This window comes from Paenibacillus agilis (assembly GCF_007786455.1).
GTDB classification, from domain to species: Bacteria; Bacillota; Bacilli; order Paenibacillales; family Paenibacillaceae; genus Paenibacillus_B; species Paenibacillus_B agilis.
Map to the genome: position 1 here is coordinate 560,170 of NZ_VNJK01000002.1, position 26,325 is coordinate 586,494.

25 protein-coding genes and 1 rRNA gene are annotated in these 26,325 nt (G+C 42.8%); 10 read left to right on the forward strand and 16 right to left on the reverse strand.

Features of this window, described 5'->3' with window-relative positions; translation table 11 throughout:
- Positions 1-7: 7 nt before the first annotated feature.
- Entirely contained in the window at positions 8-265 is a 258-nt protein-coding gene (locus FPZ44_RS18860) for a putative Se/S carrier protein (RefSeq protein ID WP_144992790.1), read from the reverse strand.
- A gap of 138 nt (positions 266-403) precedes the next feature.
- Between FPZ44_RS18860 and yyaC the strand changes: the two genes are divergently transcribed.
- Complete coding sequence (yyaC, locus tag FPZ44_RS18865; protein WP_144992651.1) at positions 404-997, forward strand: spore protease YyaC; 594 nt, start codon at positions 404-406, stop codon at positions 995-997.
- Between the two features lie 29 nt (positions 998-1,026).
- Here yyaC and FPZ44_RS18870 read toward each other — a convergent pair whose 3' ends face one another.
- The 14 genes from FPZ44_RS18870 to FPZ44_RS26920 all read right to left on the reverse strand — a co-directional run bounded on the left by FPZ44_RS18870 (position 1,027) and on the right by FPZ44_RS26920 (position 14,001).
- The gene (locus tag FPZ44_RS18870; RefSeq protein WP_144992653.1) at positions 1,027-1,524 is read right to left on the reverse strand and encodes a DUF4446 family protein; all 498 of its coding nucleotides are present in this window, start codon (positions 1,522-1,524) and stop codon (positions 1,027-1,029) included.
- Between the two features lie 33 nt (positions 1,525-1,557).
- On the reverse strand, positions 1,558-2,727 hold the full coding sequence (locus tag FPZ44_RS18875; protein ID WP_144992655.1) for an aminotransferase class V-fold PLP-dependent enzyme: 1,170 nt from the start codon (positions 2,725-2,727) through the stop codon (positions 1,558-1,560).
- A gap of 247 nt (positions 2,728-2,974) precedes the next feature.
- Positions 2,975-3,820, reverse strand: coding sequence for a ParB/RepB/Spo0J family partition protein (locus FPZ44_RS18880; protein ID WP_144992657.1), 846 nt, complete (start codon positions 3,818-3,820; stop codon positions 2,975-2,977).
- Positions 3,813-4,577 (reverse strand): ParA family protein, encoded by a 765-nt coding sequence (locus FPZ44_RS18885; RefSeq protein ID WP_144992659.1) that lies wholly within the window; start codon positions 4,575-4,577, stop codon positions 3,813-3,815. Before FPZ44_RS18885 ends, FPZ44_RS18880 begins: the two co-directional genes overlap by 8 nt.
- Positions 4,578-4,964: 387 nt before the next feature.
- Positions 4,965-5,780 carry a nucleoid occlusion protein gene (gene noc / locus FPZ44_RS18890; protein ID WP_144992661.1) on the reverse strand — a complete coding sequence of 272 codons (816 nt, stop codon included), beginning with the start codon at positions 5,778-5,780 and terminating at the stop codon, positions 4,965-4,967.
- 118 nt (positions 5,781-5,898) lie between these two features.
- On the reverse strand, positions 5,899-6,105 hold the full coding sequence (locus tag FPZ44_RS18895) for a hypothetical protein (RefSeq protein WP_144992663.1): 207 nt from the start codon (positions 6,103-6,105) through the stop codon (positions 5,899-5,901).
- A 345-nt stretch (positions 6,106-6,450) separates the two neighbouring features.
- On the reverse strand, positions 6,451-7,173 hold the full coding sequence (rsmG, locus tag FPZ44_RS18900; protein WP_144992665.1) for a 16S rRNA (guanine(527)-N(7))-methyltransferase RsmG: 723 nt from the start codon (positions 7,171-7,173) through the stop codon (positions 6,451-6,453).
- A gap of 76 nt (positions 7,174-7,249) precedes the next feature.
- Complete coding sequence (mnmG, locus tag FPZ44_RS18905) at positions 7,250-9,157, reverse strand: tRNA uridine-5-carboxymethylaminomethyl(34) synthesis enzyme MnmG (protein ID WP_144992667.1); 1,908 nt, start codon at positions 9,155-9,157, stop codon at positions 7,250-7,252.
- Positions 9,158-9,327: 170 nt separating this feature from the next.
- Positions 9,328-10,704 (reverse strand): tRNA uridine-5-carboxymethylaminomethyl(34) synthesis GTPase MnmE, encoded by a 1,377-nt coding sequence (gene mnmE, locus FPZ44_RS18910; protein ID WP_144992669.1) that lies wholly within the window; start codon positions 10,702-10,704, stop codon positions 9,328-9,330.
- Positions 10,705-10,895: 191 nt separating this feature from the next.
- Positions 10,896-11,681: an RNA-binding cell elongation regulator Jag/EloR gene (gene jag, locus FPZ44_RS18915; RefSeq protein ID WP_144992671.1), complete on the reverse strand. Its 786-nt coding sequence runs from the start codon at positions 11,679-11,681 to the stop codon at positions 10,896-10,898.
- Complete coding sequence (locus FPZ44_RS18920) at positions 11,678-12,451, reverse strand: YidC/Oxa1 family membrane protein insertase (protein ID WP_144992673.1); 774 nt, start codon at positions 12,449-12,451, stop codon at positions 11,678-11,680. Before FPZ44_RS18920 ends, jag begins: the two co-directional genes overlap by 4 nt.
- A 91-nt stretch (positions 12,452-12,542) precedes the next feature.
- On the reverse strand, positions 12,543-12,881 hold the full coding sequence (rnpA, locus tag FPZ44_RS18925) for a ribonuclease P protein component (protein WP_144992675.1): 339 nt from the start codon (positions 12,879-12,881) through the stop codon (positions 12,543-12,545).
- Positions 12,882-13,098: 217 nt separating this feature from the next.
- Positions 13,099-13,233, reverse strand: a complete 135-nt coding sequence (rpmH, locus tag FPZ44_RS18930) for a 50S ribosomal protein L34 (protein WP_028594520.1) — start codon at positions 13,231-13,233, stop codon at positions 13,099-13,101.
- Positions 13,234-13,875: 642 nt separating this feature from the next.
- A complete protein-coding gene (locus FPZ44_RS26920; RefSeq protein WP_261378420.1) occupies positions 13,876-14,001 on the reverse strand; it encodes a hypothetical protein in 126 nt (41 codons plus the stop codon).
- 112 nt (positions 14,002-14,113) lie between these two features.
- On the opposite strand from FPZ44_RS26920, the gene dnaA reads away from it, so the two are divergent.
- From dnaA to gyrB, 6 genes are all read left to right on the forward strand, one after another.
- Entirely contained in the window at positions 14,114-15,466 is a 1,353-nt protein-coding gene (gene dnaA / locus FPZ44_RS18935) for a chromosomal replication initiator protein DnaA (protein ID WP_144992677.1), read from the forward strand.
- 181 nt (positions 15,467-15,647) lie between these two features.
- Positions 15,648-16,787 (forward strand): DNA polymerase III subunit beta, encoded by a 1,140-nt coding sequence (gene dnaN / locus FPZ44_RS18940; protein WP_144992680.1) that lies wholly within the window; start codon positions 15,648-15,650, stop codon positions 16,785-16,787.
- A 30-nt stretch (positions 16,788-16,817) separates the two neighbouring features.
- Positions 16,818-17,042, forward strand: a complete 225-nt coding sequence (gene yaaA / locus FPZ44_RS18945; RefSeq protein WP_144992682.1) for a S4 domain-containing protein YaaA — start codon at positions 16,818-16,820, stop codon at positions 17,040-17,042.
- Between the two features lie 3 nt (positions 17,043-17,045).
- The gene (gene recF / locus FPZ44_RS18950) at positions 17,046-18,158 is read left to right on the forward strand and encodes a DNA replication/repair protein RecF (RefSeq protein WP_144992684.1); all 1,113 of its coding nucleotides are present in this window, start codon (positions 17,046-17,048) and stop codon (positions 18,156-18,158) included.
- Between the two features lie 12 nt (positions 18,159-18,170).
- Positions 18,171-18,428, forward strand: coding sequence for an extracellular matrix regulator RemB (gene remB, locus FPZ44_RS18955; protein WP_144992687.1), 258 nt, complete (start codon positions 18,171-18,173; stop codon positions 18,426-18,428).
- Between the two features lie 43 nt (positions 18,429-18,471).
- Positions 18,472-20,382 carry a DNA topoisomerase (ATP-hydrolyzing) subunit B gene (gyrB, locus tag FPZ44_RS18960; RefSeq protein WP_144992689.1) on the forward strand — a complete coding sequence of 637 codons (1,911 nt, stop codon included), beginning with the start codon at positions 18,472-18,474 and terminating at the stop codon, positions 20,380-20,382.
- A 66-nt stretch (positions 20,383-20,448) separates the two neighbouring features.
- Here gyrB and FPZ44_RS18965 read toward each other — a convergent pair whose 3' ends face one another.
- Positions 20,449-21,348: a YheC/YheD family protein gene (locus FPZ44_RS18965; protein ID WP_186786139.1), complete on the reverse strand. Its 900-nt coding sequence runs from the start codon at positions 21,346-21,348 to the stop codon at positions 20,449-20,451.
- Between the two features lie 416 nt (positions 21,349-21,764).
- On the opposite strand from FPZ44_RS18965, the gene gyrA reads away from it, so the two are divergent.
- The 3 genes from gyrA to FPZ44_RS18980 form a co-directional block, all read left to right on the forward strand.
- On the forward strand, positions 21,765-24,269 hold the full coding sequence (gene gyrA, locus FPZ44_RS18970) for a DNA gyrase subunit A (RefSeq protein ID WP_144992693.1): 2,505 nt from the start codon (positions 21,765-21,767) through the stop codon (positions 24,267-24,269).
- A gap of 174 nt (positions 24,270-24,443) precedes the next feature.
- Positions 24,444-25,589 (forward strand): HD-GYP domain-containing protein, encoded by a 1,146-nt coding sequence (locus FPZ44_RS18975; protein ID WP_144992695.1) that lies wholly within the window; start codon positions 24,444-24,446, stop codon positions 25,587-25,589.
- A gap of 517 nt (positions 25,590-26,106) precedes the next feature.
- Positions 26,107-26,325 (forward strand): 16S ribosomal RNA (locus tag FPZ44_RS18980); the annotation flags it as partial.

Consider the following 26,325-nt stretch of genomic DNA (forward strand, 5'->3'; position numbering starts at 1 on the left):
ATCCCTCCTATCCATTCCATACACATTCATAATCATCATCCACTGGCTTAAAAATACCACGAATAACAACCTGCTGCTCTATTAGCAATACCTTTACTTCTTCTAGTATGGCAAAAGGAAAGCGAATCGACAAGGCACAACCTGCTGTAATTTCTTTCGGGGTGGGAAAAGTATCTATGTCCATGTCCATATATTCCATTAACATTTCTGCTCGCAATGCTTGCTGTGTAGAATCAAACGCCATTACAAGCCATTCAGCATCAATTGGTTGTGTCACGGCAATCCCCTCTCATATCCGCTTTTATCGTCTAGCGAAAGAAAATCTACTTGTACATACGTATGAATCGGCCTTTTCTTCCATATACTGATTACTATCTATTTATAGAGACGGAGGCTGAAACGTATGTCCTACCCTTTCTTTCAACGTCCTTCCTCATCTGAGCCAACAATGGTTAAGCTCCCTTATGACCAGCCTGAATCGTTTCCTCTTATTATTAATGCTTGTATGGAGCATATCAAGTTACGTGCGCATCATCAACCTATTGCTGTTGTATGTATTGGAACAGATCGTTCTACGGGTGATTGCTTAGGCCCTCTCGTCGGAAGCCGATTAGAACGCATGGATACGTATGCCTATCATTTATACGGAACACTAGCAGAACCAGTCCATGCTGTGAATCTCCAACAAAAGCTCCAGCAGTTAAATGAGCAGCTTCCTAATGCGTTTGTCATCGCCGTAGATGCCTGCTTAGGACAAAGCACTAGTGTTGGTCTTATTCAAGTTCAATCGGGGCCTGTGAAGCCTGGTGCGGGTGTAAATAAACAATTGCCCCCGGTTGGTGACATGCATCTTACAGGCATCGTCAACATCGGAGGCTTTATGGAGTATTTTGTGCTGCAAAATACACGACTGCATCTTGTGATGAACATGGCTGATATCATTGCAGATTCTTTGCACCAAGCCATTATCCGTTCAGTACGTGCTTATGAAGCTTAATTAATTTGTTTAATTGTTTACGAAATAAATTATGATGAACGTTTGCTCATTGCCTGTCCCACCGCTTTTTGTTCTTCAGGTGACAAAGTGTACATCGATTGACCACTTTCTACTGGCTTGGCATACACGTAAGTATGATCTCTGCTATGAATACCCGTTAAAATGAACCCGCTGCTTTGTTCGTCTAATATAGCCGCGGAAAAACTTAGCTCGCCTCCACCTTGATCAAACGCATTGTAGCGCACGATGCCTACATGACCTGCATGCGCCTTAACTTTTTGACTCAACTGTTGGAGCTTACTAGCCTGCTCTTCATTAATGACATGAAGACGCTCCATTTCAATCTGCATCTGTCCAAGCAAAGACTCTAGATCGTCTACTCCCGACTCTCTCATTACGGCGTGGAAGCGACGTTTCAATTTACGTATTTGGCTTCCTTGAATCATAATTGTAATTAATAAAAGGAACGTTATTGCAGCCGTACCAATTACTAACCACGGCCCTACATTAGTCATGTTCATACTCATGTTCGTCGCTCTCTCCTGCTTCAATCAATTCATTTACTTCCGCGAACTTTCGCTACAATGCTTTACTGCCGCTACTAATTTTTCGATATCTTCCATTATCGTGTTCCAGCCTATACTTGCCCGTACTGCACCTTCACCAATAGTCCCCGCTGTCGCATGTGCAAGTGGTGTACAATGATATCCTGCGCGTACTGCGATGCCGAATTCCCGATCCAGACGAAAAGCCAACTCTGAGCTATCCAGTGTATGTATCTGAAAAGCAACAATTCCTGTCCTAGCTTCCCCCAGTTTCGGCCCAAGCACACGCACTCCTGGTATCGTCATGAGACCCTTCATGAGCTGCTGAGTTAACTCCCATTCGTGTTCATAAAGCTTATGCACCGTTTGCTTCATAATAAAGCGAATACCCGCCTCTAATCCTGCTATTCCGATCGTATTCGGCGTCCCCGCTTCATAGCGATCTGGCCGAGTCTCAGGCTGCTCTACTTCCTCAGAGTGACTGCCTGTCCCTCCATACAAAAGTGGTTTTACATCCAATTCGGGATGGATATATAACCCACCAGTACCAGTTGGACCAAGCAATCCTTTATGCCCAGGAAATGCGAGCATATCAATTCCCATAGATTGAACGTCAATGGGTACAACACCAGCAGATTGAGCTGCGTCAACCAAAAACAGCAATCCGTGATGTTTAGCAAGCATACCTAATTCTTTAACTGGTAGTATGGAACCGAGCAGATTCGAACTATGATTGCAAATAAGCAGCTTTGTTTTGTCAGTGATTGCTGCCTCAACCTGCTTAACATCCAGATTACCGTGTACATCCGTATCTATATAGGTAACCGAAATGCCTTTATCCTTTTTTAACCATCCCAATGGCCTTCGTACTGAATTATGCTCCACCGATGTAGCAATGACATGATCGCCAGCATTCAGCACACCCATAATTGCCATATTTAATGCCATTGTAGTGTTCAATGTAAAAGCAATATCAAGTGGATTTTGAATATGGAACAATTCAGCAATAGCCATCCGAGCCCGCATTAAACGCTTGCCTGCTTGTACAGCCATCACATGTCCGCCACGCCCTGGATTGGCTCCTTCTTCCTCCATTGCCTTCCACATAGCTTCCTGTACACATTTGGGCTTGGGCCAAGAAGTAGCCGCATGATCAAGATATACGATACTGTTCTGTGGTGACATCAATAAGTCTCCCCTCTACAGCTCACTAGAATGGTTATTTCTACTTTTTACCCCTGTAACATGCTCTCTTACTTTATTACAGGTTTGAATGAATTGGATGACAGGGTTTTAACTTTTTTCAATTTTATTTGGCAAAAAAAGATAGCATCTCTAGATGCCGCTAGCTAACGCAACATCTAAGGGTGCTATCGCTTATGTTACTCATGTATCATCGTTGTCACTACATACGCCTCTTCAGCTCTAATAGCTATAACGCATTTAACATCTCTAACAAGCGTTCTAGATCCTGTTGATTGTAGTACGAAATCTCAATTTTGCCCTTACTTTTGCTGGCCTTGATTTTTACCGTAGTACGGAAGCGTTCACGAAGTGTATCTTCTAGCTCATCCAAATAAGGATCTTTTGCTGCCATTTTTTTCTTATCTTGTGCTTTCCCTTTGCGATTCATCACTTGAATCGCTTCTTCAAGCTGACGCACACTCCACTCATTGCTAATAGAAGATTTCGTCAGTTGAATCATTTTGACTGCATCCTTAATACCAGCCAATGCGCGGGCATGTCCCATCGTTAGTGTTCCACGTGAAACATGTTCTTTTACTTCATCTGGCAACTGAAGAAGTCGTAGAAAGTTAGCGATATGAGACCGAGACTTTCCTACCTTCACGGAAAGCTCTTCTTGTGTTAATGAGAGTTGTTCCATTAGGTTATGGTACGCTTGTGCCAATTCTAAAGCATTTAAGTTTTCACGCTGCAAGTTCTCGATCAGCGCTATTTCCATCGTTTGCTCATCCGAAAATGCACGGACAACAGCTGGAACTTTTTCTAAACCAAGTAGCTGCGAAGCGCGGAAACGCCTCTCACCTGCAATAATTTCGTATCCTTTTAGTACACTACGAACGATAATAGGTTGAATAACACCATGCTGGCGAATAGACTCTGCCAGCTCTTGAATGGCTTGATCATCAAAGTGCTTCCGAGGCTGATAGGGATTCGGTCTGAGCTGCTGAAGTGCTATCTCGATTACTCGATCATCTTCCTGCACTGCTAACGATGGAATGAGTGCATCCAGCCCTCGTCCTAAACGTTTACTCATACGTTATCACTTCCTTCGCCAGTTCCAAATATACTTCTGCACCTTTTGATCTTGAATCATAGGTCATAATTGACTGACCATGCGATGGGGCCTCGCTTAAACGAACGTTTCGCGGGATAATGGTTTGATACACTTTTGCTTGGAAATACTTCTTTACTTCCTCGATGACTTGAAGACCTAGATTAGTACGGGCATCCAACATCGTTAACAATACCCCTTCAATTTGAAGGGACGTATTTAAATGCTTCTGCACGAGACGAACTGTATTGAGTAGTTGACTCAATCCTTCGAGCGCATAATACTCACACTGAATCGGAATGATGACCGATTGAGCTGCTGTAAGTGAATTAATCGTTAAAATGCCTAAGGAAGGAGGACAATCAATCAAGATATAGTCATACTGATGAGACACCAACTGAAGTGATTTCTTCAATCGAACTTCCCTTGATATCGTTGGTACGAGTTCTATCTCAGCCCCAGCTAGTTGGATCGTTGCCGGTAGTATATCCATACCTTCAACATTGGTCTTTAGAACGGCTTCCTGTGGATGAATATCATTAATAATGACATCATAAATACAATTTGCTACATCTGCCTTGTTTACACCTACGCCGCTTGTTGTGTTACCTTGTGGATCAATATCAACAAGCAACACTCTTTTGCCTAATATCGCTAGCCCTGCACCCAAGTTGACGGTGGTAGTTGTTTTCCCTACTCCGCCTTTTTGGTTGGTAATGGCAATGATTTTAGCCGCCATTCCTCTCACCCCAATGCCCTTTCTTGTCGTACCATCTAGCTGCTAAACAGAAATATTTGTACTCGCAGATTCTGTATTGTCCTTTTGTTTTGGTAGACTTATTCCATAGGTTAAATATAAACGTAATTAACTGTCCATCCTTGATATATACTCTATTCATTTCAAGATAAATGAGTATATAGCCATTACGCTACACAGTAGTATCATTGTGTAATTCTCTATATAGCGTAATAACAGAACTCCATTGGACCATTATAATTTGCTATATGTGTACCATTGATGAACTTGTTACACTCACTATTGCATTCATTAAATAAAAAAAGCGGCATGTGCCGCTTGCTCCATACGTACATGAATGGCTGGCTGTCCAATCAGTCGTGAGTCAAATTAGCGCTTTGGTATGCGGATGACGATTTCATAGTGATCTTCATGATCACGTTCATCTGTCTTAATAGCCATACCAGAGCCAGAAATCATATCTACCGATTGACGAATTGTATTAAGTGCTAAACGCACATCTTTCGTGTATGATACACGCTTTGATTTCTTCGGCGTATGAATCTGCTTATAAAAAGCAACTCTAGCTTCTGTCTGCTTCACATTTAGCTCTTTTGTTATAATTTCTTCCAATAGTTTAATCTGAAGATCTTCAGATTCAAGACCGAGTAGAGCTCTAGCATGTCGCTCAGACACTTTACGCTCCATCAGTGCTTGCTTTATACCTTCTGGTAACTGAAGCAGACGTATTTTATTCGCTATCGTCGACTGACTTTTGCCTAGCCGTTGAGCCAAACTCTCCTGCGTCAAATCATGCAGGTCAATCAGTTTTTGATAGGCGACAGCTTCCTCGATCGAAGTTAACCCTTCCCGCTGCAAGTTCTCGATTAAAGCAATCGAGGCAGCCTGAGAATCATTAAATTCACGAATAATAGCAGGAATAGTTGCATGGCCAAGCTTCGTTACAGCACGATAGCGGCGCTCACCTGCAATAATTTCATATTTACCGTTGCGAGGACGAACGACGATTGGCTGTATAACGCCATGCGTTTTAATCGTTTGAGCCAACTCATCAATACGATCGTCATCAAACACCGTTCGCGGTTGGTAAGGGCTCATTGCGATGTCTCCTACAGGAAGCATCTTAACCTCATCTTGAGCCTGACGATCCGCAAACCCCAGTAACCGAGAAAGTTGTTCTTTCATCTGTATGTTCTACCACCTAACTTCATAGTAATGCCAGACAAACGCCAAGCCCTCAACCAACATCAATGTAACGAAGACAGAGCTATAGCTTTCATATTTCATAACAAACGTCAGAGATTTATATATTCCCTACTAGGACAAATAAATTTGAAAGTTCGACACGTTGTCCAACATCGCAGTAAAGCTTATCTTCACGTGCTGCTGGACTACTTTTTTTACATCCCTTGTTATCTATTCTACTTACTTGAATTATATTCCTGCTTATTTCTATGAACTGCTTACGTTTCAGACAATTATTGGTTCTTCCAAGCGCTAAATGTTTCACGTGAAACAATACCACCTCATTACTAAATTCCTATATCTGTATCGTATCATATTTTCAAGCAAAATAGATAGAATAAATGCAACTCTACGTGAAGTTTCCCCAGTCATTTTTAGAACGTCTATAGATTATTTATAGTCAATGATTTATTCCATCATATTTAGTTATTTAAATCCAATTATTTTCCAATTATATAGGCATTTCTTTTTAAATCAGCAACCACAAAAAAGCTATCTTTCATTAAGTAGAAAGATAGCCTCTTATTGTGTACATAAAACGATGCATCAGTCTTTCTCGCCAATTAATAACTAACACTGTACAGCGTACTTTTATCTATTCTTTTCAATTCTAAATGAGTGGTTCTTTCATTGGAGTACCTGGTTTACGTGGATAAGCTTTTGGTGTTTTACCTGTCTTTTCCACAAGTACAATATGACGCTCGGATTGCTCCAATGGAAGCAGCAGTTTATGATCAGCTGTACGCTTCGCCAGAAGCAACTGAAGGCTGCGTGAAGCCTCTGCAATCTCTTCTGCTGGATTATTACCTTTCATTGCGGCAAACGTTCCACCAGGGCGTACAAATGGCAAACAGAACTCATTTAATACGTTCATACGCGCAACTGCACGAGCTGTAGCAAGATCATACTGATCACGGTGCTCAGGCTTACGTGCCGCCTCTTCTGCACGAGCATGGACACAATTAACATCCTCAAGCCCTAACTCTGCGGCGAGGTGCTTCAAGAAACCGATACGTTTATTCAGAGAATCGATAATCGTAAGCTTCACATGTGGAAATAAAATTTTCAGCGGAATACCTGGAAAACCCGCTCCAGAGCCTACGTCGATCATCGACTTAATCTCGTTCATCGGTACATAGAACGCCAACGTCAATGAGTCATAAAAATGCTTCTCATATACAGCTGCACGCTCCGTAATCCCAGTCAAGTTCATCCGTTCATTCCAATCAGCCAGTATTTCCACATACTGATCAAGTTGTTCGAACTGGCGCTCTGTAATAGCTATCCCATGTGGAGCAAGCCAATCCAGTAACTGTTGTTGAATTTGATCCATAGTTCCGTTCTCCCTCTTCAAGACTGCATAACGGCTCAACGCACACCTAAAGTGAACATTGAGCCGTTATCATCATTTATCCAGCATCCGTCTCCGCATGCTTTTTAGCCGTTACACGGTTGTAGTGCTCCAAATAAACAAGCAAGATCGAAATATCAGCAGGTGTTACCCCGGCAATACGCGATGCTTGACCGATTGATAGCGGACGAATGCGATCCATCTTCTGCTTCGCTTCCATCGCAAGCCCATGAATCAGGCTGTAATCGATATCCTCTGGAATACGCTTCTTCTCCATTTTCTGTAAACGTTCTACCTGAATAAGCTGCTTATCAATATAGCCCGCATACTTCACTTGGATCTCAACCTGTTCCTTCATATCTTCGTCCAATGGTAATGGAGATGGATATAGACTCTCGATGTGAGCGTAAGAAAGCTCAGGACGACGCAGCAATGTTAATGCATCGATACCGTTCACCAATGGTGCAGAATTAGCTTCCTGCAGCATAGCTTGAACCGTCTCATCCGGGCGAACACGAGTCTCTTTCAAGCGGGCTGTCTCCTGCTCGATTAGAGAAACTTTCTCTTCAAATGCAGCAAAGCGTTCATCTGTAATCAGTCCAATCTCACGACCAGTTGGCGTTAGACGGAGATCCGCATTGTCATGACGAAGCAGCAAACGGTATTCTGCACGAGAAGTAAGCAAGCGATAAGGTTCATTCGTCCCCTTTGTTACGAGGTCATCGATAAGAACTCCAATATATCCTTGAGAACGGCTCAAAATAACCGGCTCTTTGCCTTGGACTTTACGAGCTGCATTGATACCAGCCATAAGACCTTGACCCGCTGCTTCTTCATAACCAGATGTACCGTTAATTTGTCCAGCTGTGAACAAACCGTCTACTTTTTTCGTTTCTAGAGATGGCCATAGCTGTGTCGGTACGACTGCATCATACTCGATTGCATAACCCGTACGCATCATTTCTACCTTCTCAAGTCCAGGAATCGAACGAAGAATACGCAGTTGTACATCTTCCGGCATACTTGTGGAAAGACCCTGTACGTAATACTCTCGCGTATTTTTCCCTTCTGGCTCTAGGAAAATTTGATGCTTCGGCTTATCTGCAAAGCGAACGATCTTGTCTTCAATTGATGGACAATAACGTGGACCTGTACCTTCAATAACACCAGAGAACATAGGTGCACGGTCCAAGTTGCTGTTAATAATCTCATGTGTATCTGCTGATGTATACGTCAGCCAACACGGAAGTTGTTCATTATCCGCATGCTTCGTCTCATAAGAAAAGAATTTAGGCTTATCATCACCAGGTTGAATCTCTGTCTTACTGAAATCAATCGTATCTCCATGAACACGCGGTGGCGTTCCTGTCTTGAATCGAACAAGCTCAAGTCCAAGATTTTTCAAACTTTCAGACAGCTTCAAAGAAGGCTGCTGGTTGTTCGGACCGCTCTCATAAATAAGTTCACCAACGATGACCTTACCACGCAAATACGTTCCTGTCGTCACTACAACTGCTTTCGCAAAGTATTGTGCTCCACCCTTCGCTTCAACACCAACGCAACGACCGTCTTCAACGATAAGTTCCTCAACCATACCTTGACGAAGCGTCAAGTTCGGCGTGTTCTCAATCGTCTCTTTCATTTGATGCTGATAAAGGAATTTGTCTGCTTGTGCACGCAAAGCATGAACAGCAGGTCCTTTACCTGTATTCAACATACGCATTTGGATGTATGTTTTATCAATGTTACGGCCCATTTCTCCACCAAGCGCATCAATCTCACGCACGACATGACCTTTTGCAGGTCCGCCGATTGATGGATTGCATGGCATAAATGCGACCATATCCAAGTTAATCGTCAAGAGAAGTGTATTACACCCCATGCGAGCGGAAGCCAGTGCGGATTCACAGCCTGCATGCCCTGCTCCTACAACGATAACATCGTACTCACCTGCAACGAATGGCATCTATAGTCCCTCCTTCAATGGCTCTACGCCCTATCTGCTGTCTAAATGAACAAAAACAATGCTGTTCACCTTATCCACAGCTAGCTGCCTCAAACCAATCTTATTGAAATAATTGCTTCTTATACACAAGCGGCTTCATCCGCTTAACAAAACGACATAACAACCTTACCTTATTTACCTAAACAGAACTGCGAGAAGATTTGATCAATTAAAGACTCTCCTACCGAATCACCAACAATCTCTCCTAACAGTTCCCATCCTGTACGGACATCGATCTGCATGATATCGATTGGAATGCCTGCCTGAGACGCTTCAACTGCCTCTTGCAAGGAACGACGCGCCTTATGGAGCAAGCCAATATGACGCACATTGCTCACATACGTTGCATCATTTGATTCCACTTTTCCACTGAAAAATAGATCGGAAATAGCAGATTCCAATGCATCAATACCATCCTGCAGCATCGCAGACATTTTCACGATTGGGAAGCGGCCTGCCAAAGCAGCCAGCTCCTGTTCATCTAATTGATTAGGCAAGTCCATTTTATTCACAATGATGATAACTTGTCTACCTTCAATTTGTTGTAGCCATTCTCGCTCATCAGCCTGTAAAGGTTCATTATTGTTGACCACGAATAAAACGAGGTCTGCATCCTGCAGTGCTGTGCGTGAACGCTCTACCCCTATACGCTCTACGACGTCATTCGTTTCACGTATTCCGGCAGTATCCAACAAGCGCAGTGGAATCCCATTGATCGTGATCATTTCCTCAATAACATCACGCGTCGTACCTGGAATATCTGTAACGATCGCTTTATTATCTTGAGCAAGCGCATTAAGCAATGAGGACTTACCTACGTTAGGGCGACCAACGATGGCAGTCATAATGCCTTCCCTTAGTATTTTGCCCTCAGATGCCGTCTTAAGCAGCTTATCAATCTCAGCCATAACGTGGCCGCATTTTTCTTGAATAAAATTGCTCGTAAGCTCATCTACATCATGCTCAGGATAATCAATATTAACCTCGATATGAGCAAGCGTCTCCACTAACGTATGACGCAAATCTTTAATGCGCTTCGATAGCTGGCCTTGGGCCTGCTTCATCGCAACATCAAAAGCACGGTCGGACTTAGAGCGAATCAAGTCCATAACTGCCTCAGCTTGAGATAGATCTATACGTCCATTTAAGAAAGCACGTTTCGTAAATTCTCCTGGTTCTGCTACACGAATTTCAAGCTTCAGCAGCAGCTCCATGACACGTCGCATCGATACAACCCCACCATGGACGTTAATCTCAACGACATCTTCCATCGTATAAGAACGTGGAGCGAGCATAACCGTAATTAATACCTCTTCAATCTGCTCATTTGTATCAGGGTCAACAATATATCCATAATTGACTGTATGGCTCTTTACCTCAGTCAGCTTCGTCTTCGAATGGAAGATGCGTTCCACTTCCTGCACAGCGGTCTCCCCGCTTACGCGGATGACCGCAATACCGCCCTCACCTAGCGGCGTCGATATGGCAGCAATCGTTTCCGTCATCATATTATTTACCTCCACCTCTAGAAAAAAAGCAATGACTGTCCCTTTGCCTGCCTATTTAGGGGCAGAGGGACAATCATTGCGCACATTCGTTCATCATCCTGCAACGATAACATCTATAAGAGCTTGTTTCCAACGTCTTTCTCGCTGAGAAGCATGTTATAAACAATCACTATTCGTTCATTCTTATAAGGTTATTGTGTTTTCAAGGCAATAACGATACGGCGATTAGGCTCTTCACCCTTGCTGTACGTCTTCACCTTCGGATGATCTTGGAGCTTAGCATGTATAATCTTGCGTTCCTGCGGTGTCATTGGCTCAAGTATCATTTCCTTGTGCGTACGAACCGTTTTGGTCGCAAGCCGATCAGCCAACGATTCCAAGGTTTGCTTCCGGCGATCACGGAATTGTTCTGCATCAAGGACAAGACGCACATGCTGCTCAGAATAACGGTTAGCCACCAAATTCGCCAAGTATTGAAGGGAGTCTAATGTCTGGCCGCGACGACCAATTATAAGGCCAAGGTCTGAACCGGAAATATCGAATACAACCGTGTCTTTACGCTTCACTATCGCAATCTCTACTTCGAGCCCCATCGATTGAGTAACGTCCAATACGAACTGTTTTGCCTCTTCGATACCTGCTGTTTGATCTTGCACGCTAGCACGAACTGTTTTCTCTTCTGACTGTGCGGAATCTGATAACGCTTCTTCCGGTACTGCTTGTACAGCTGACGAGATCGAAGCTTTACCCACTTCTGATTGACTCTCAGCTGCCAATGGCTTGTCTTCTGTTTGAGCAGCAGCTTCCTCGACAGTAAGTTCTACCTTAGCTGGCTTTGTACCAATAAGGCCAAAGAACCCCTTAGATGGCTGTTCCAAAATACGAACCTGTACACGGTCCTGCGTCACACCGAGTTCCGCTAAACCTTTCTGAATTGCATGTTCGATTGTCTTTCCTGATACAATTAACGTTTTCATTTCGCCGGTTGAACCTCCTTATCTTTGTTGCGATAAAGGAAAAAGTTCTGAACAATCGTGTAAATGTTACTGAATACCCAGTAAAGTGGCAATGCTGCCGGGAACTGCATCGACATGATGAAGATCAATACTGGGAATACTAACGTCATAAATTGCATAGCCGGCTGTGCTGGCTGTTGGGACATCATCATTTTGGATTGAATGAATGTTGTTAAGGCAGCCAAGATTGGCAGTACCCATTTATCTGGCTCACCAAGCTGGAGCCACAAGAACGTATGATGTCGAATCTCATCGTTCAAGTAAATTGCGTTGTACAACGCAATGAACACCGGCATCTGAATCAATATCGGTAAGCAACCCGCCATCGGATTAACGTTATGCTGTTGGAACAGCTTCACCGTCTCTTCCTGTTGTTTCTGCGGATTGTCTTTGTATTTCTTTTTCAATTCTAGCAGCTTCGGTTGAAGCTTTTGCATTTCCTTAGAGCTACGCATCTGTTTGATCGTCAGCGGTAAAATAGCTGTTCGAACGATAATCGTCAATAGCAATATAGCTAATACGTATTCGCCATTGAACCAGTCTGCAAACGTGTTGAGTGCCAATGTAAAGTACAAAACTACATTGCGCTCCCAGAAGTTCCCGCTGCGAAGTTGGTCTTCTGTCATTGTTTCCATGGACGTACATCCTGTCAGTACTGCAAGCAGCATGATAGAACCCGCCACCAGAAGCCATTTGCGATTGTTAAGCAACTTCTTAAGTGACAATAGCATTAACTCCTCTCTAAACCATACGATTCCAACTGTAAATATATCATATTTTACGAGTCAATGGAAACGCTTGATCATCTGATTGCACTGCAATTTATCTATATACAGAAGCACGTTTGCACACATGGTGAACGCTCTTCCGCAATTGCTCGTAATCCATCTCAGTCGCACCATTGCGAACAATAAATACGAGATCGACATGATCGATAATTTTGCCTGCCTGCAGACGCATAATTTCCTTAATTAAGCGTCTCATTCGATTGCGGACAACTGCATTTCCTATTTTTTTGCTTGCAGATATCCCGACGCGGAACCGCTCCACCTCAGGACGATGAAAGACATATAGAACTAGCTGACGATTCGCTGCTGATCGGCCATGGCGATATACACGAGCAAAATCTCTGCGGTCTTTCAAACGATATTGTTTTTGCACGTTCGCATTCCTCTCGCTCATCGAATTCAGGTTCATGATATCGTACGGAAACAGCATCCATCCGGAAACTATCTTGCTCCAAGTATGTACCTGAGCTCCGCAGAATAAACCCTATATAGAAGAAGTTATTCAAAAGTAACCTTCTGAACATATGACAATTGTTCATGAATTTAGGTAGAAAAAAAGACCACTACCAGTGGTCTTGCATAAACAGCTATTATGCGCTCAACTTAGCTCTGCCTTTTTGACGACGAGCAGCTAGAACCTTACGGCCGTTTTTCGTGCTCATGCGTGCACGGAAACCGTGATTCTTTTTGCGTTTGCTTACGTTTGGTTTGAAAGTAGGTCTCATTTCTGCTTGCACCTCCTCTTGAGAGTCAATCTATTCATTACGAATGTTGTTGTTTGTCTCACGAAAATACCTTTATATATTTAATCAGAATTAAGCCGAAAAGTCAATCCATCCACCTTACAACGGTACACTTTGGCCAAATTGACGATCTTTTCTTTCCTAAATAGAGCTATACGATGGCCTCTCCTCCTTATTATATCCACCACTCACATCTCACCACGCCTCTTCCTCATTTCATTCCTTAATAAATGTATATCCTCTGCGATCTACAAAAACTATCCACAACTTAACCCGGTCTAACGTACAAATTGGATCCCCCATTAGGTTCTTCATAGTTATTCACATGTGCAAAACCTTTTCAATTCCGTCTACTTTTCCATAATACCCTGTGTATAATTTTCGACGGCAATCGTATGGATTATGTCGAAAAATCACAGGTTGTAAACAATATCTTGTGGTGTACATAATTTTTATACACAAGTTATTGAATTTGTGGATAAAAAACGCCCTATCGTTGAAAAATAAGGGCTCATCTGCTATGATTATATTGCTTTTCTGATGTGAATAATTTCGATTCATACTAAGTTATTCACAATCTGTGGATAATGTTGTGAACAAGTTATCCTCAACCTTATATTATTATTATTCTATCTGTTTGTATTGTGGATAAATAACTACCTCAATTTCATCAGTTTCGACATGCTCGATGTATGTCGTATCAGCATAGACCCCGACAATGCGCTTGATATCCGATAGAGGGCTTTTCATGTTTTAACCTTCCCTCCGTTTGCGCCAATTGTCGGGGAACTTGTCCTTATGGCTTCGTAGCCGGCACAAGCGTCCCTGACGACGTAACAGGTTTGAAGGAGTGAAACCATCTGTGGATCGCCAAGTAAATGAGCATTGGCAGGAAGTACTATCCGTTATTCAATCGAAATTAAGCAAGCCGAGCTTTGACACTTGGTTTAAAGCCACGAATGCGGTTAAGTACACCGACAAAATTATCATAATAACGGCACCGAATACATTTGCTGTCGAGTGGCTGGAAAGCCGCTATACGAATCTTGTCAGCTCGACTATTTATGAGATGAACGGCAAACAAGTAGACGTGAAGTTTATTATTGAAGAGGCTGCTGAACCAGAACCAGAAATTGTTCCTCTGCCAGCACCAGTCGTTCGCACATCAAATGAAGAGCCGGTCGCCAGTCAATTGAACCCGAAATATACGTTCGATACATTCGTCATTGGTTCAAACAACCGCTTTGCTCATGCAGCTTCGCTCGCGGTAGCAGAAGCACCTGCTAAAGCTTACAACCCTCTCTTTTTATACGGGGGAGTAGGACTTGGCAAGACGCACTTGATGCATGCCATTGGTCATTACATTATGGAGCATAATGCGAATGCCAAAGTTGTCTATACGACGTCGGAAAAGTTTATGAATGAATTCATTAATGCGATCCGTGATAACCGTGGGGAAAGCTTCCGTAACAAATATCGCAACATCGATATTTTACTCATTGATGACATTCAGTTCTTAGCGGGTAAAGAATCGACGCAGGAGGAATTTTTCCATACTTTTAATGCGCTGCATACGGAGAACAAGCAGATTATTATCTCCAGTGATCGTCCACCAAAAGAGATCGAAACACTGGAAGAACGTTTGCGTTCTCGTTTTGAATGGGGCTTGATTACGGATATTCAACCGCCGGATCTCGAGACCCGTATCGCCATTCTTCGGAAAAAGGCCAAAGCTGAGAACCTTGATATCCCGAATGAAGCAATGGTCTACATCGCGAATCAGATCAATACGAATATTCGTGAGCTAGAAGGTGCTTTAACTCGCGTTGTCGCTTATTCTACGATGATGAATCAAGATATTACGACGCATTTAACGGCAGAAGCACTCAAGGACATTATTCCTTCGAGTCGCCCAAAAATGATTACGATTCAAGACATTCAGCAACGAGTTGGGGAGTACTATGGGCTGCGCCTGGAAGACTTCAAAGCTCGTAAGCGGACGAAGGCTGTCGCTTTCCCAAGGCAAATTGCGATGTATCTGTCGCGTGAATTGACGGATTATTCCTTGCCTAAAATAGGTGAAGCGTTCGGTGGGCGTGATCATACGACGGTAATTCATGCGCATGAAAAAATCTCTCAAGCAATAGACAGTGATCAGGAGTTATATAAGGTCATTCAGAATTTAATGGATAAAATTAAAAACCCTACATTGTGAACAAAATACAAAGCCTATGCACAAACTATACACATGTGGATAGGCTTTACTTTATGCGGTTTTTTGGAGTTATCCACATATTCAGTGCCCCTACTATTACTACTATCTTTTTAAATATAAGATCATCTTATAAATAAACAATAACAACTAAGACCTAAACATCGGTTTAAGGAGTGAAACGATGAAGCTATCTATTTTGAAACAACAACTTAACGAAGCGATACAAAACGTTTCGAAAGCTATTTCGAGTCGAACGACCATTCCTATTTTGAGTGGTATCAAAGTTGACGTTACAATGCAGGGAATAACCCTAACTGCGAGCGATACAGATATTTCGATTCAAAGTTTTATTCCTGTTGAAGATGATCGTCAAACGATTGCTCAAGTAGAGCGTCCAGGTAGTGTTGTTTTACCGGCTAAATTTTTTGTAGAAATTATTAAAAAGCTCCCATCAGCTAATATCGAAATTGAAGTAAGGGATCAATTCCAAACATTTTTACGCGCTGGTTCCACTGATATTCAAATGGTCGGTCTCGATCCAGAAGAATATCCTATTTTGCCTAGCGTTGAAGAGAATCAAGTATTAACTGTAAATGGCGATTTGTTAAAGACAATGATTAAGCAAACCGTGTTCTCTATTTCCTCAAACGAAACGACACCTATTTTGACAGGTGTACTTTGGCAATTGCAGCATGGGGAAATGAAGTTCGTTGCTACTGATCGTCATCGTCTAGCAAGCCGTTCTGCAACTATTGAGGTTGATTCAGACCTTCATTTTTACAACATCGTTATTGCAGGTAAAACATTGAACGAGCTGAGCAAAATTATCCCAGAGCATACGAAAGTGGATATTGTTGTTGCAGATAATCAAGTGTTGTTCAAAGTAGGCAATGTGTTGTTCTATACACGAATTTTGGACGGGACCTATCCTGATACCTCTAAGATTATTCCGAACCAATACAAAACAGAACTTGTTTTGGATACGAAAAGTTTGACGGAAGCAATCGATCGCGCGTATTTGCTGTCTCGTGAAGAGAAAACAAATATCGTACGCTTGCAAACAAAAGAGGATGGAACGATCGAGATTTCTTCCAGCTCAAATGAGCTAGGACGAGTTACAGAGCAGCTTGAAGTGAAGCGATTTGACGGAGAACCTTTACGTATCGCTTTCAACTCCAAATATATGCTTGATGTCTTGAAAGTTGTCGAATGCGAGCAAATTTTCATCGGTTTCACAGGTGCAATGAGCCCGATTATTATCAAGCCGACTGAGCATGTTAACAGCTTGCATCTCATCTTGCCTTATCGCACAACGAATTAGTTATAGGCAGCTATGCCAGGAGGAACACAAATGAAATCGATTCATATACAGACGGACTACATTACGCTAGGACAGTTTTTGAAGTTGGCTGACTGCGTTTCTACAGGTGGTCATGTAAAAGTGATGCTCGCAGAGCAGGCGGTTCGAGTAAATGCAGAGCCAGAAGACCGCCGTGGGCGTAAGTTGCGCAACGGGGACACGGTAGAAGTAAAGGACTGCGGCACATTTCTTGTCGTGCAGACTACAGAGGCTTAATCGGTGTTCGTAAAGTCAGTATCTCTTCAACATTATCGCAACTATGAGACGATGGAGCTTGATACGAACAACAATGTGAATATCTTCGTCGGCCGCAACGCCCAGGGGAAGACGAATCTGCTCGAATCGATCTTCGTACTTGCGCTGACGAAGTCACACAGAACAGCAAAGGATAGAGAGCTAATTGCGTGGGATAAAGATCATACGCTATTGAAAGCTGCCGTTGAACGCAAGTATGGCACCTATAATCTAGAGCTGAACATTTCGAAGCAAGGCAAAAAGGCCAAATTGAATGGCTTGGAACAGAAGAAGCTGAGCAACTTTATAGGTTCGCTTAATGTCGTTATGTTCGCACCAGAGGATTTGGAAATTGTAAAGGGTGGACCGAGCGTGAGACGCCGTTTTCTTGACATGGAAATTGGCCAAGTTCACCCTGGATATTTATATCATTTGCAGCAATATCAGAAGGTGCTCGTTCAGCGTAATAACTTGCTCAAGCAAATGTGGAACGACCGTAGTAGTGCCCATATGCAGATGCTCGAAGTATGGAATGAGCAGTTAGTAGAACATGGTGTTAAAATTGTAAAGAAACGGAAATACTATTTAAAGAAACTGCAAGTATGGGCTGAACGTATCCATGCAGGCATTACAAACGGACAAGAACAGCTCGCGATATCCTATGTTCCTTCCCTTGCGCTGGATGAGGATAACGAAGCTGTCTTATTCGAGCAATTTATGATAAAGTTATCACAAATGAACGATCAGGAAATTCGGCGCGGCATAACTCTTGTCGGGCCGCACCGTGATGACCTCGCTTTTTCCATCAACGGCAAAGAAGTTCAAACGTACGGCTCGCAAGGTCAACAGCGTACAACTGCATTGTCGCTTAAGCTTGCCGAAATAGAATTCATGCATGAAGAGATTGGCGAATATCCTGTACTATTGCTGGATGACGTGCTTTCTGAACTGGATTCTTATCGACAAACACAGCTCATCGAAACTTTCCAAGAGAAAGTACAGACGTTTATTACAACGACAGGTATTGAGAGCATTCATGCGCATCGACTGCAAGATGCTAATGTGTTTCACGTGGAAAACGGGCAAGTCAGACGGTAAGGAGTGGGTTAGTTGTATATTCACTTAGGTGGAGAAAGAGTTATTCGTTCCTCTGAGTTGGTCGCAATATTTGATGTGACGATTGAAAAGGCATCGAAGCTGTCCAAGCAGTTCGCCGCTCATTCTCAAAAGATTAAAAATGTTGAGTGGATTGGTGAGGAAGAGGCTAAATCGATCGTCGTCACAAAGGGAAAAGTATACTATTCTCCAATATCGTCTACGACATTGAAGAAGCGCTCTCGCAGCGGGATGCGAGTAGAAGAAGCATAAACGGATTGATTCGGATCTGAATATAGAGAAGTGGGTGAAGGGCATGTCTTTGAATCAGCATACGTATGATGAGAATCAGATACAGGTGTTGGAAGGGCTGGAGGCGGTTCGTAAGCGTCCCGGCATGTACATCGGCTCTACCAGCTCCAAGGGACTTCATCACCTTGTATGGGAAGTTGTCGACAACAGTATTGACGAAGCATTAGCTGGATACTGTACGCGCATTGACGTTACTGTACATGAAGACAACAGCATATCGGTAGCGGATAATGGTCGTGGTATCCCTGTTGGTGAACATGCAAAGATGAAGCGTCCTGCAGTAGAAGTCGTTATGACCGTTCTTCATGCTGGCGGTAAGTTCGGCGGTGAAGGTTATAAAGTGTCCGGCGGCTTACATGGTGTCGGTGTCTCGGTCGTAAATGCCTTGTCTGAGCAGCTTATCGTGACCGTGAGACGGGACGGCCAAGTTCACCAGCAAGAATATCGTCGTGGTGCACCTCAATATGATTTGCAAGTTATTGGAGAGACAGCAGAAACAGGAACGACAGTAAAATTCAAGCCGGATAGCGAGATTTTTACTGAAACGCTAGTCTATGAATATGACATTTTAGCATCTCGTATTCGAGAGTTGGCATTCCTCAACCGTGGTCTCGAAATTGTATTGAAGGATGAGCGTACAGATACATCTAACTCTTTCAAATACGATGGCGGTATCATTGAGTTTGTTGAATACTTGAACCGCAATCGAGAGAGTTTGCATGAACCTCCTATTTTTGTAGAGGGCATGAAAGAGCATATTTCTTGTGAAATTGCCTTGCAATATAATGACAGCTACAGTGAGCATATTTATTCTTTCGCGAATAATATTCACACACATGAGGGTGGAACGCATGAGTTCGGCTTCAAGAGTGCATTGACTCGTGTCATTAACGAATACGCTCGTAAAATGAACTTGGTAAAGGATAATGATTCGAATTTGAGTGGTGATGATGTCCGCGAAGGATTGACGACCATTATTTCGGTGAAAATCCCAGAACCGCAGTTCGAAGGTCAAACGAAGACAAAGCTTGGCAACAGTGAGGTTCGTGGTATCATTGAGTCCATGTTTGCTGAGAAGTTCATGGAATTCCTAGAAGAGAATCCAGCTGTATCACGTAAAATTGTTGAAAAAGGTACGCAAGCAGCCCGCGCTCGTGAAGCGGCTCGCCGTGCCCGTGAATTGACACGCCGTAAAAGCGCGCTGGAAGTTAGTTCATTGCCTGGTAAACTGGCAGATTGCTCTTCTAAGGACCCCGCTAACTCAGAGATATTTATTGTCGAGGGTGATTCTGCAGGCGGTTCAGCGAAGCAAGGACGCGATCGTCATTTCCAAGCTATCTTGCCACTAAAGGGTAAGATTTTGAACGTTGAGAAATCTCGTTTAGATAAGATCTTGTCCAATGCCGAGATTCGTGCCATCATTACGGCACTCGGAACAGGTATTGGTGAAGACTTTGATATAGCGAAGGCACGTTATCACAAAATCGTAATTATGACTGATGCCGACGTTGACGGCGCTCATATTCGTACGTTGTTGCTGACGTTCTTCTACCGCTACATGCGCAAGCTTGTTGACTCTGGCTATATTTATATCGCTCAGCCACCACTCTTCAAAATCGAACGCAACAAAGTGATTCGCTATGCTGATAGCGAAAAACAGCGTGATGAGATTATGGCAGAGTTCGGTCAAGGTGTGAAGATTAACGTACAGCGTTATAAAGGACTTGGGGAAATGAACGCTACTCAGCTGTGGGAAACGACAATGGACCCAGAAAGCCGTAAAATGCTTCAAGTAACGATTGATGACGCTCGTCAAGCAGATGAAATTTTCAATACGTTGATGGGTGATAACGTCGAGCCTCGACGTGATTTCATTCAGCAACATGCTAAGTTTGTTAAAAATCTAGATATTTAATACACATATAAGTGCCCCAGCCAGTAATTGGTTGGGGCTTTTATTTATGCTGGTACTAGACCATTCCTAGTCTTTACGGATTAACAAAGGTGTGGGAACGGGAGGAGCGGGACTTAGAGCAGGACGGGCACGGGCAACATTTTTAGCAGCAGTAGGATTGAGTTTCGCTTTAGACAGCGGTTGAGGTACGGGGTTGAACTGTGATTTTTTGATTGTACGTTTCAAAACTTGATAGCGAACATAACTCATCATTTTCGAATACAGCTTCTTATTGGCATGGAATCGAAAAATATTTTTATCTGGCTGGGTATTCACTTCTAATATCCATGGTTTTAGCTGCTTATCAAGGCCAATATCGATACCAAGCTCGATTAAGGTAGGAAAATGCTTGTTGAGGTGTTTGGCTGTTAGTAGAGCATTTTGCTCAAGCTGCTTTTTGAGTTCTTGAAGACGGTTCGGATCTGCATATTGCTTAAGAACAGAATCTACTTGATGCAGTGTACCCCCGCGATGATAGTTGGTAACGACTTTTCGAGGAGCTGCAACGCGTGCAAGCATACCTGTCATCTCCCAAGCATCACCCTTATTTCGTTGTACCATGATGCGAAGATCAAGGGGGCGTTTGTTATGAGTAAGTAAATGAATGCCTTGTTGAATTAGGTATTTTTTTTTGCCGATAAAATGAGTCAAGCGTCCATACAGCTGATCAAATTGATCCCATCTCTCGCTAAACGTATCTTTCTGCAGTAGGTAAGAAGCTGAATGATTTATTAATCCAACTCGTATAATGCCGGCGCCACCAGTTCCCCCCTCAGGCTTAATATAGAGCATAGTATGCTTGTAAAGCATTTGATATAAATTTTCTGGTGAAAAGGATGTAGTTTCTGGTTGGAACACTTTTAGTCCTGCATGTTTGTCAATCGCTGCTGATTTTTTAAGTTTGCTGCGAACACGTCTTATGCGCATCGTGTTCATCCTTTCTCGTTGATGGCATCGAAGTGATGATTTTATTCCGTATTTAGGCGGGATTCATGGTATAATAGTGTGTAGTTTAAAAAGACATCCGCTAAGGGCAAGAACAAACACCTAACTCCACTAGATTATTGTTCGGATATAGACGCTGCGGAAGGAAACGTTTAATTGTTTCCCTTTTGTGAAAGTAATATAATACAAGTAGCGATATATTAGGCTTTTTGAATTCATGTCAGTTGGGAGAGGCGGTGCTGCTTCCATTTTGGAACGGTGGCCGTTTTTTTGTGAGTTGAAATAAGACGGAATAGCTCGTTAAAGTTTCATGTGTTCATGGGGATAGATGATAGGTGAACAAGTGTTAGTCCCTAGGAAGCGGACGTTACAGACGATATTGTTAAAGGAGGTCCAGCATGGCGGAAGAACAACAATCGCAAATCAAGGAACGTGATATTGGTACAGAGATGCGAGAATCATTCCTCGACTATGCGATGAGCATCATCGTCAGCCGTGCACTGCCTGATGTGCGTGACGGATTGAAACCGGTACATCGCCGGATTCTGTATGCGATGTCAGAGTTAGGTATGACGCCGGACAAGCCTTATAAGAAGTCGGCGAGAATCGTTGGTGAGGTCATTGGTAAGTACCATCCTCACGGTGATTCAGCTGTATACGAAACGATGGTTCGTATGGCACAGGACTTCTCACTGCGCTATATGCTAGTTGATGGGCACGGTAACTTTGGTTCCATTGATGGTGATATGGCTGCGGCTATGCGTTATACGGAGGCGCGTTTATCAAAGATCGCAACAGAATTGCTGCGAGACTTGAATAAAGAAACGGTCGATTTTGCACCGAACTATGACGGTGAAGAGAAAGAGCCAATTGTGCTGCCAGCAAGATTCCCGAATCTACTCGTAAATGGATTGTCTGGTATTGCCGTTGGTATGGCAACTAACATCCCACCGCATAACCTAACGGAAGTTATTAACGGGGTTCAAGCTTTAATTCATAATCCAGAATTAACACCGCTTGAGCTAATGGATTATATACAAGGCCCAGATTTCCCAACATCAGGACTAATACTGGGCAGATCGGGTATACGTCAAGCATATGCTACAGGCCGTGGTTCGGTGACAATGCGCGCGCGTGCGGAGATTGAAGAGAATGGCGGCAAGGCACGCATTATCGTGCATGAGCTTCCTTATCAAGTTATCAAAGCTCGCCTAGTCGAAAAAATTGCAGAGCTTGTGCGTGAGAAGAAGATCGAAGGAATAACGGATTTGCGTGATGAATCTGACCGTAATGGTATGCGAATCGTTATCGAGTTGCGTCGTGATGTGAATCCAAGTGTCGTTTTGAACAACTTGTACAAGCAGACGCCGATGCAATCCAACTTCGGTGTAAATATGATTGCACTCGTTAATAATGAACCGCGCATTTTGAACTTGCGAGATATGCTGTACTATTATTTACAGCACCAAGTCGAAGTTATCCGTCGTCGTACAGAGTATGATTTGCGTAAAGCGGAAGCTCGTGCTCATATTTTGCAGGGTCTAATTATTGCATTGGATCATATCGATGAGGTTATTGCTCTAATTCGCGCTTCTCATTCTGATGAGGTAGCACGTAATGGATTAATGGAGCGTTTCGAACTGAGCTATGAACAAGCTCAAGCGATTCTTGATATGCGCTTGCGTCGTTTGACTGGCTTGGAGCGTGAGAAGCTCGAAGAAGAGTTTAACGAACTAATGAAGAAAATTGCAGAGTACAAGGAAATTCTAGCGAGTGAACAACTTGTTCTGCAAATTATTCATGAAGAGCTCGAAGAAATTAAGCAGAAGTTCGGTGACGAGCGTCGTACGGAGATTACAATCGGTGAAGACAGCATTTTGGATGAGGACTTGATTCCTCGTGAAGATGTTATCATCACGATTACACATAGCGGTTATATTAAACGTTTGCCTGCTACGACTTATCGTAGTCAGAAGCGGGGCGGACGCGGTGTAATGGGTATGGATACGAAGGAAGATGACTTTGTTGAGCACTTGTTCTTAACGGATTCTCATCATTATTTGATGATATTCACGAACAAAGGAAAAGTGTATCGGATCAAAGCGTATGAGATTCCTGACTTAAGCCGTACTGCACGCGGAACGCCGATTATCAATCTAATTCAGATTGAGCAAGGTGAAACGATTAACGCGGTTATCCCAGTGGAATCGTTCGACAGTAATCAGTATCTGTTCTTCGCTACTCGTCAGGGTATCGTGAAGAAGACTCCACTTGATGATTACGTCAACATCCGTAAAGGCGGTCTAATTGCGATCAATTTGCGTGAAGATGATGATCTTATCGGTGTACGTCTAACAGATGGCGAGCAAGAAGTCATTATGGGAACGAACACAGGTATGTCGATTCGATTCTCTGAAAAAGATGTTCGTTCGATGGGACGTAGTGCGACCGGGGTTAAGGGTATTACTCTTGATGAAGGCAACTATGTCATCGATATGGATATCGTAGATGAGAATAACGATGTATTGATCGTTACAGCTAAAGGCTATGGTAAACGCACACCAACTACAGAGTACCGTTCTCAGTCTCGTGGTGGTAAAGGTATTAAGACGATTAACGTTACAGAGAAAAATGGTGCTGTCGTAGGTTTGAAAATTGTACAAGATGAAGATGATCTTATGGTCATTACAGCTTCTGGTACAATTATACGGACAAGTATCGCTGGTATTTCTCAAATGGGTCGTTATGCTCAAGGTGTTAAAGTCATTAACATCCGCGATGAGGATACGGTATCTACCGTGACACGTTGCAGCAAGAATGAAGAGGAAACTTTCCCTGAAGATATAGACGGTGAGCTATCTGTAGAAGGAGCTGCTCCAGAAGTAGACGGCAGCACAGAGTAATCTATGCGGCAGTTAACTATAAATAGCTCTATCCATAGATGAGGACACGGTATTAGCTTCGTCCTACGCGTGAAGGCGGCGTACCTGTAAGGTACATCGTCTTCACGTTTTTTTATTACCTAACATTCGGATGAGTAGCACGTACTTAAATTAGATCGTGGGAGTGTGGAAGCTATGTCTATGTTGCCAATCGCACAGATTAAACTGGGGGATTGTTTGAGTAAGGATGTATGCTCCGAGCTTGGTGGCATCATCATGCCTAAAGGACGTGTATTGACGGAACGTGATATCGAAGTACTCGATGCTTTTATGATCAAGCATGTTCATATTAATCCCAAAAAGGGAATGGAGACAGCTAAACCTGCTTCAACTAAGACAGCTATTTCTAAAGAGCAGCAAACTAAACCAGTTGAGCAAGTATCAGAGATTGATACAACTGAACTGGATATGAAACCCCCAAGTGATGACCAACCATTTCACTTAGCTTGGGCAGAGTTAGCTAAACTAATGTCGCAGGTATTGATTATGGCTCGTGCTAATCAAATACCAACAATGGAGATGCGCAAGCTATTAAGACCTTTAATTGATCAAATAAAAGAATATAAGCCCTTAGCTGTTCAAACGTATATAAAAGAAATTGATCAAGATCTTTCTACGAACTTTTTAATACATAAATCTATTGCAGTCGCACTTACAACATACTTAATAGGTCATTGGAACGGTTGTTCTGAAAAAGAAGGCATGCAAATTGCCCTTGCAGGTTTACTTCACGATATAGGGAAAGTAAAAGTAGATGAAGATGTTCTTCGCAAAAAAGAATCTCTCACAGAAGTGGAGCAAACTGAAGTTCGTCGTCATACGCTTTACGGCTATGAAATACTGCGTTCTGCCAACATGATAACCGAAGGCGTAAAACTAGCTGCTCTTCAGCATCATGAACGGCTTGATGGCAGTGGTTACCCATTGAGAATTATGAGTGATCAAATTCATCCATATGCAAAAATGGTAGCTATTGCAGATATGTTCCATGCTATGACGCAGAATCGCAGCTATCGTAAGGCTGCTTCCCCTTATGTTGTATTGGAGCAATTACACCGCCAAGCATTTGGTAAGCTTGATCCGCAAATGGTACAAGTATTTATTCAAAAGCTTACCCTGCTTACACAAGGTACCCTTGTTGAATTAAATGATGGACGAACTGGTGAGATTGTATTTACAGATAGTATTTATCCTACGAGACCTTGGGTTTCAGTAGAGGGAGCAATAATACGTCTAGCAGAGGAAAGACAACTACATATTGAAAAAGTTATATCGGAATAGTTAAATCGTTTCATCATGAACGTATTTTGTTTTATTGCTTGTATGTAAAAGAAGCAAGGCAATTAAAAAGTTAATAAACCGCTATTTTGAATTGTGAAGCGAATACTAATCAAGTAGCGGTTTCATTGTATCTTTAGTAGCTTAAAAGTTGATAATATATTACGCCCATTATTTGGAGAGGTTTGTAGTATTGAAGTTTCTAGATCGCCATGGTATATTATATTTCCGCCACCGAGAGGAAGCGGTTGAGACAAGCTAAATCAAACAGCAGTTTGAAGCACAGTGAAAACAAGCTTCAAATAAAGTTTTAAAAAAAGCTTGACTCGAAAGAATGAAAATGATATATTATAAAGGTCGCCACTGAGAAACACGGCAGACAAGAGCGAAAGAAAACGAATCGAAAGATGAGTGATCTGAGCCGAATTGTTCTTTGAAAACTGAACAACGAGTGAAACGTTTGATATAAGAAATTCAGCAATGAATTTCGTCAGCATTACAAATGAGCAAGTCAAACACTTTTATGGAGAGTTTGATCCTGGCTCAGGACGAACGCTGGCGGCGTGCCTAATACATGCAAGTCGAGCGGACTTGATGGAGTGCTTGCACTCCTGATGGTTAGCGGCGGACGGGTGAGTAACACGTAGGCAACCTGCCTGTAAGACTGGGATAACTACCGGAAACGGTAGCTAATACCGGATAGGCTTTTTCCTCGCCTGAGGGAGAAGAGAAAGACGGA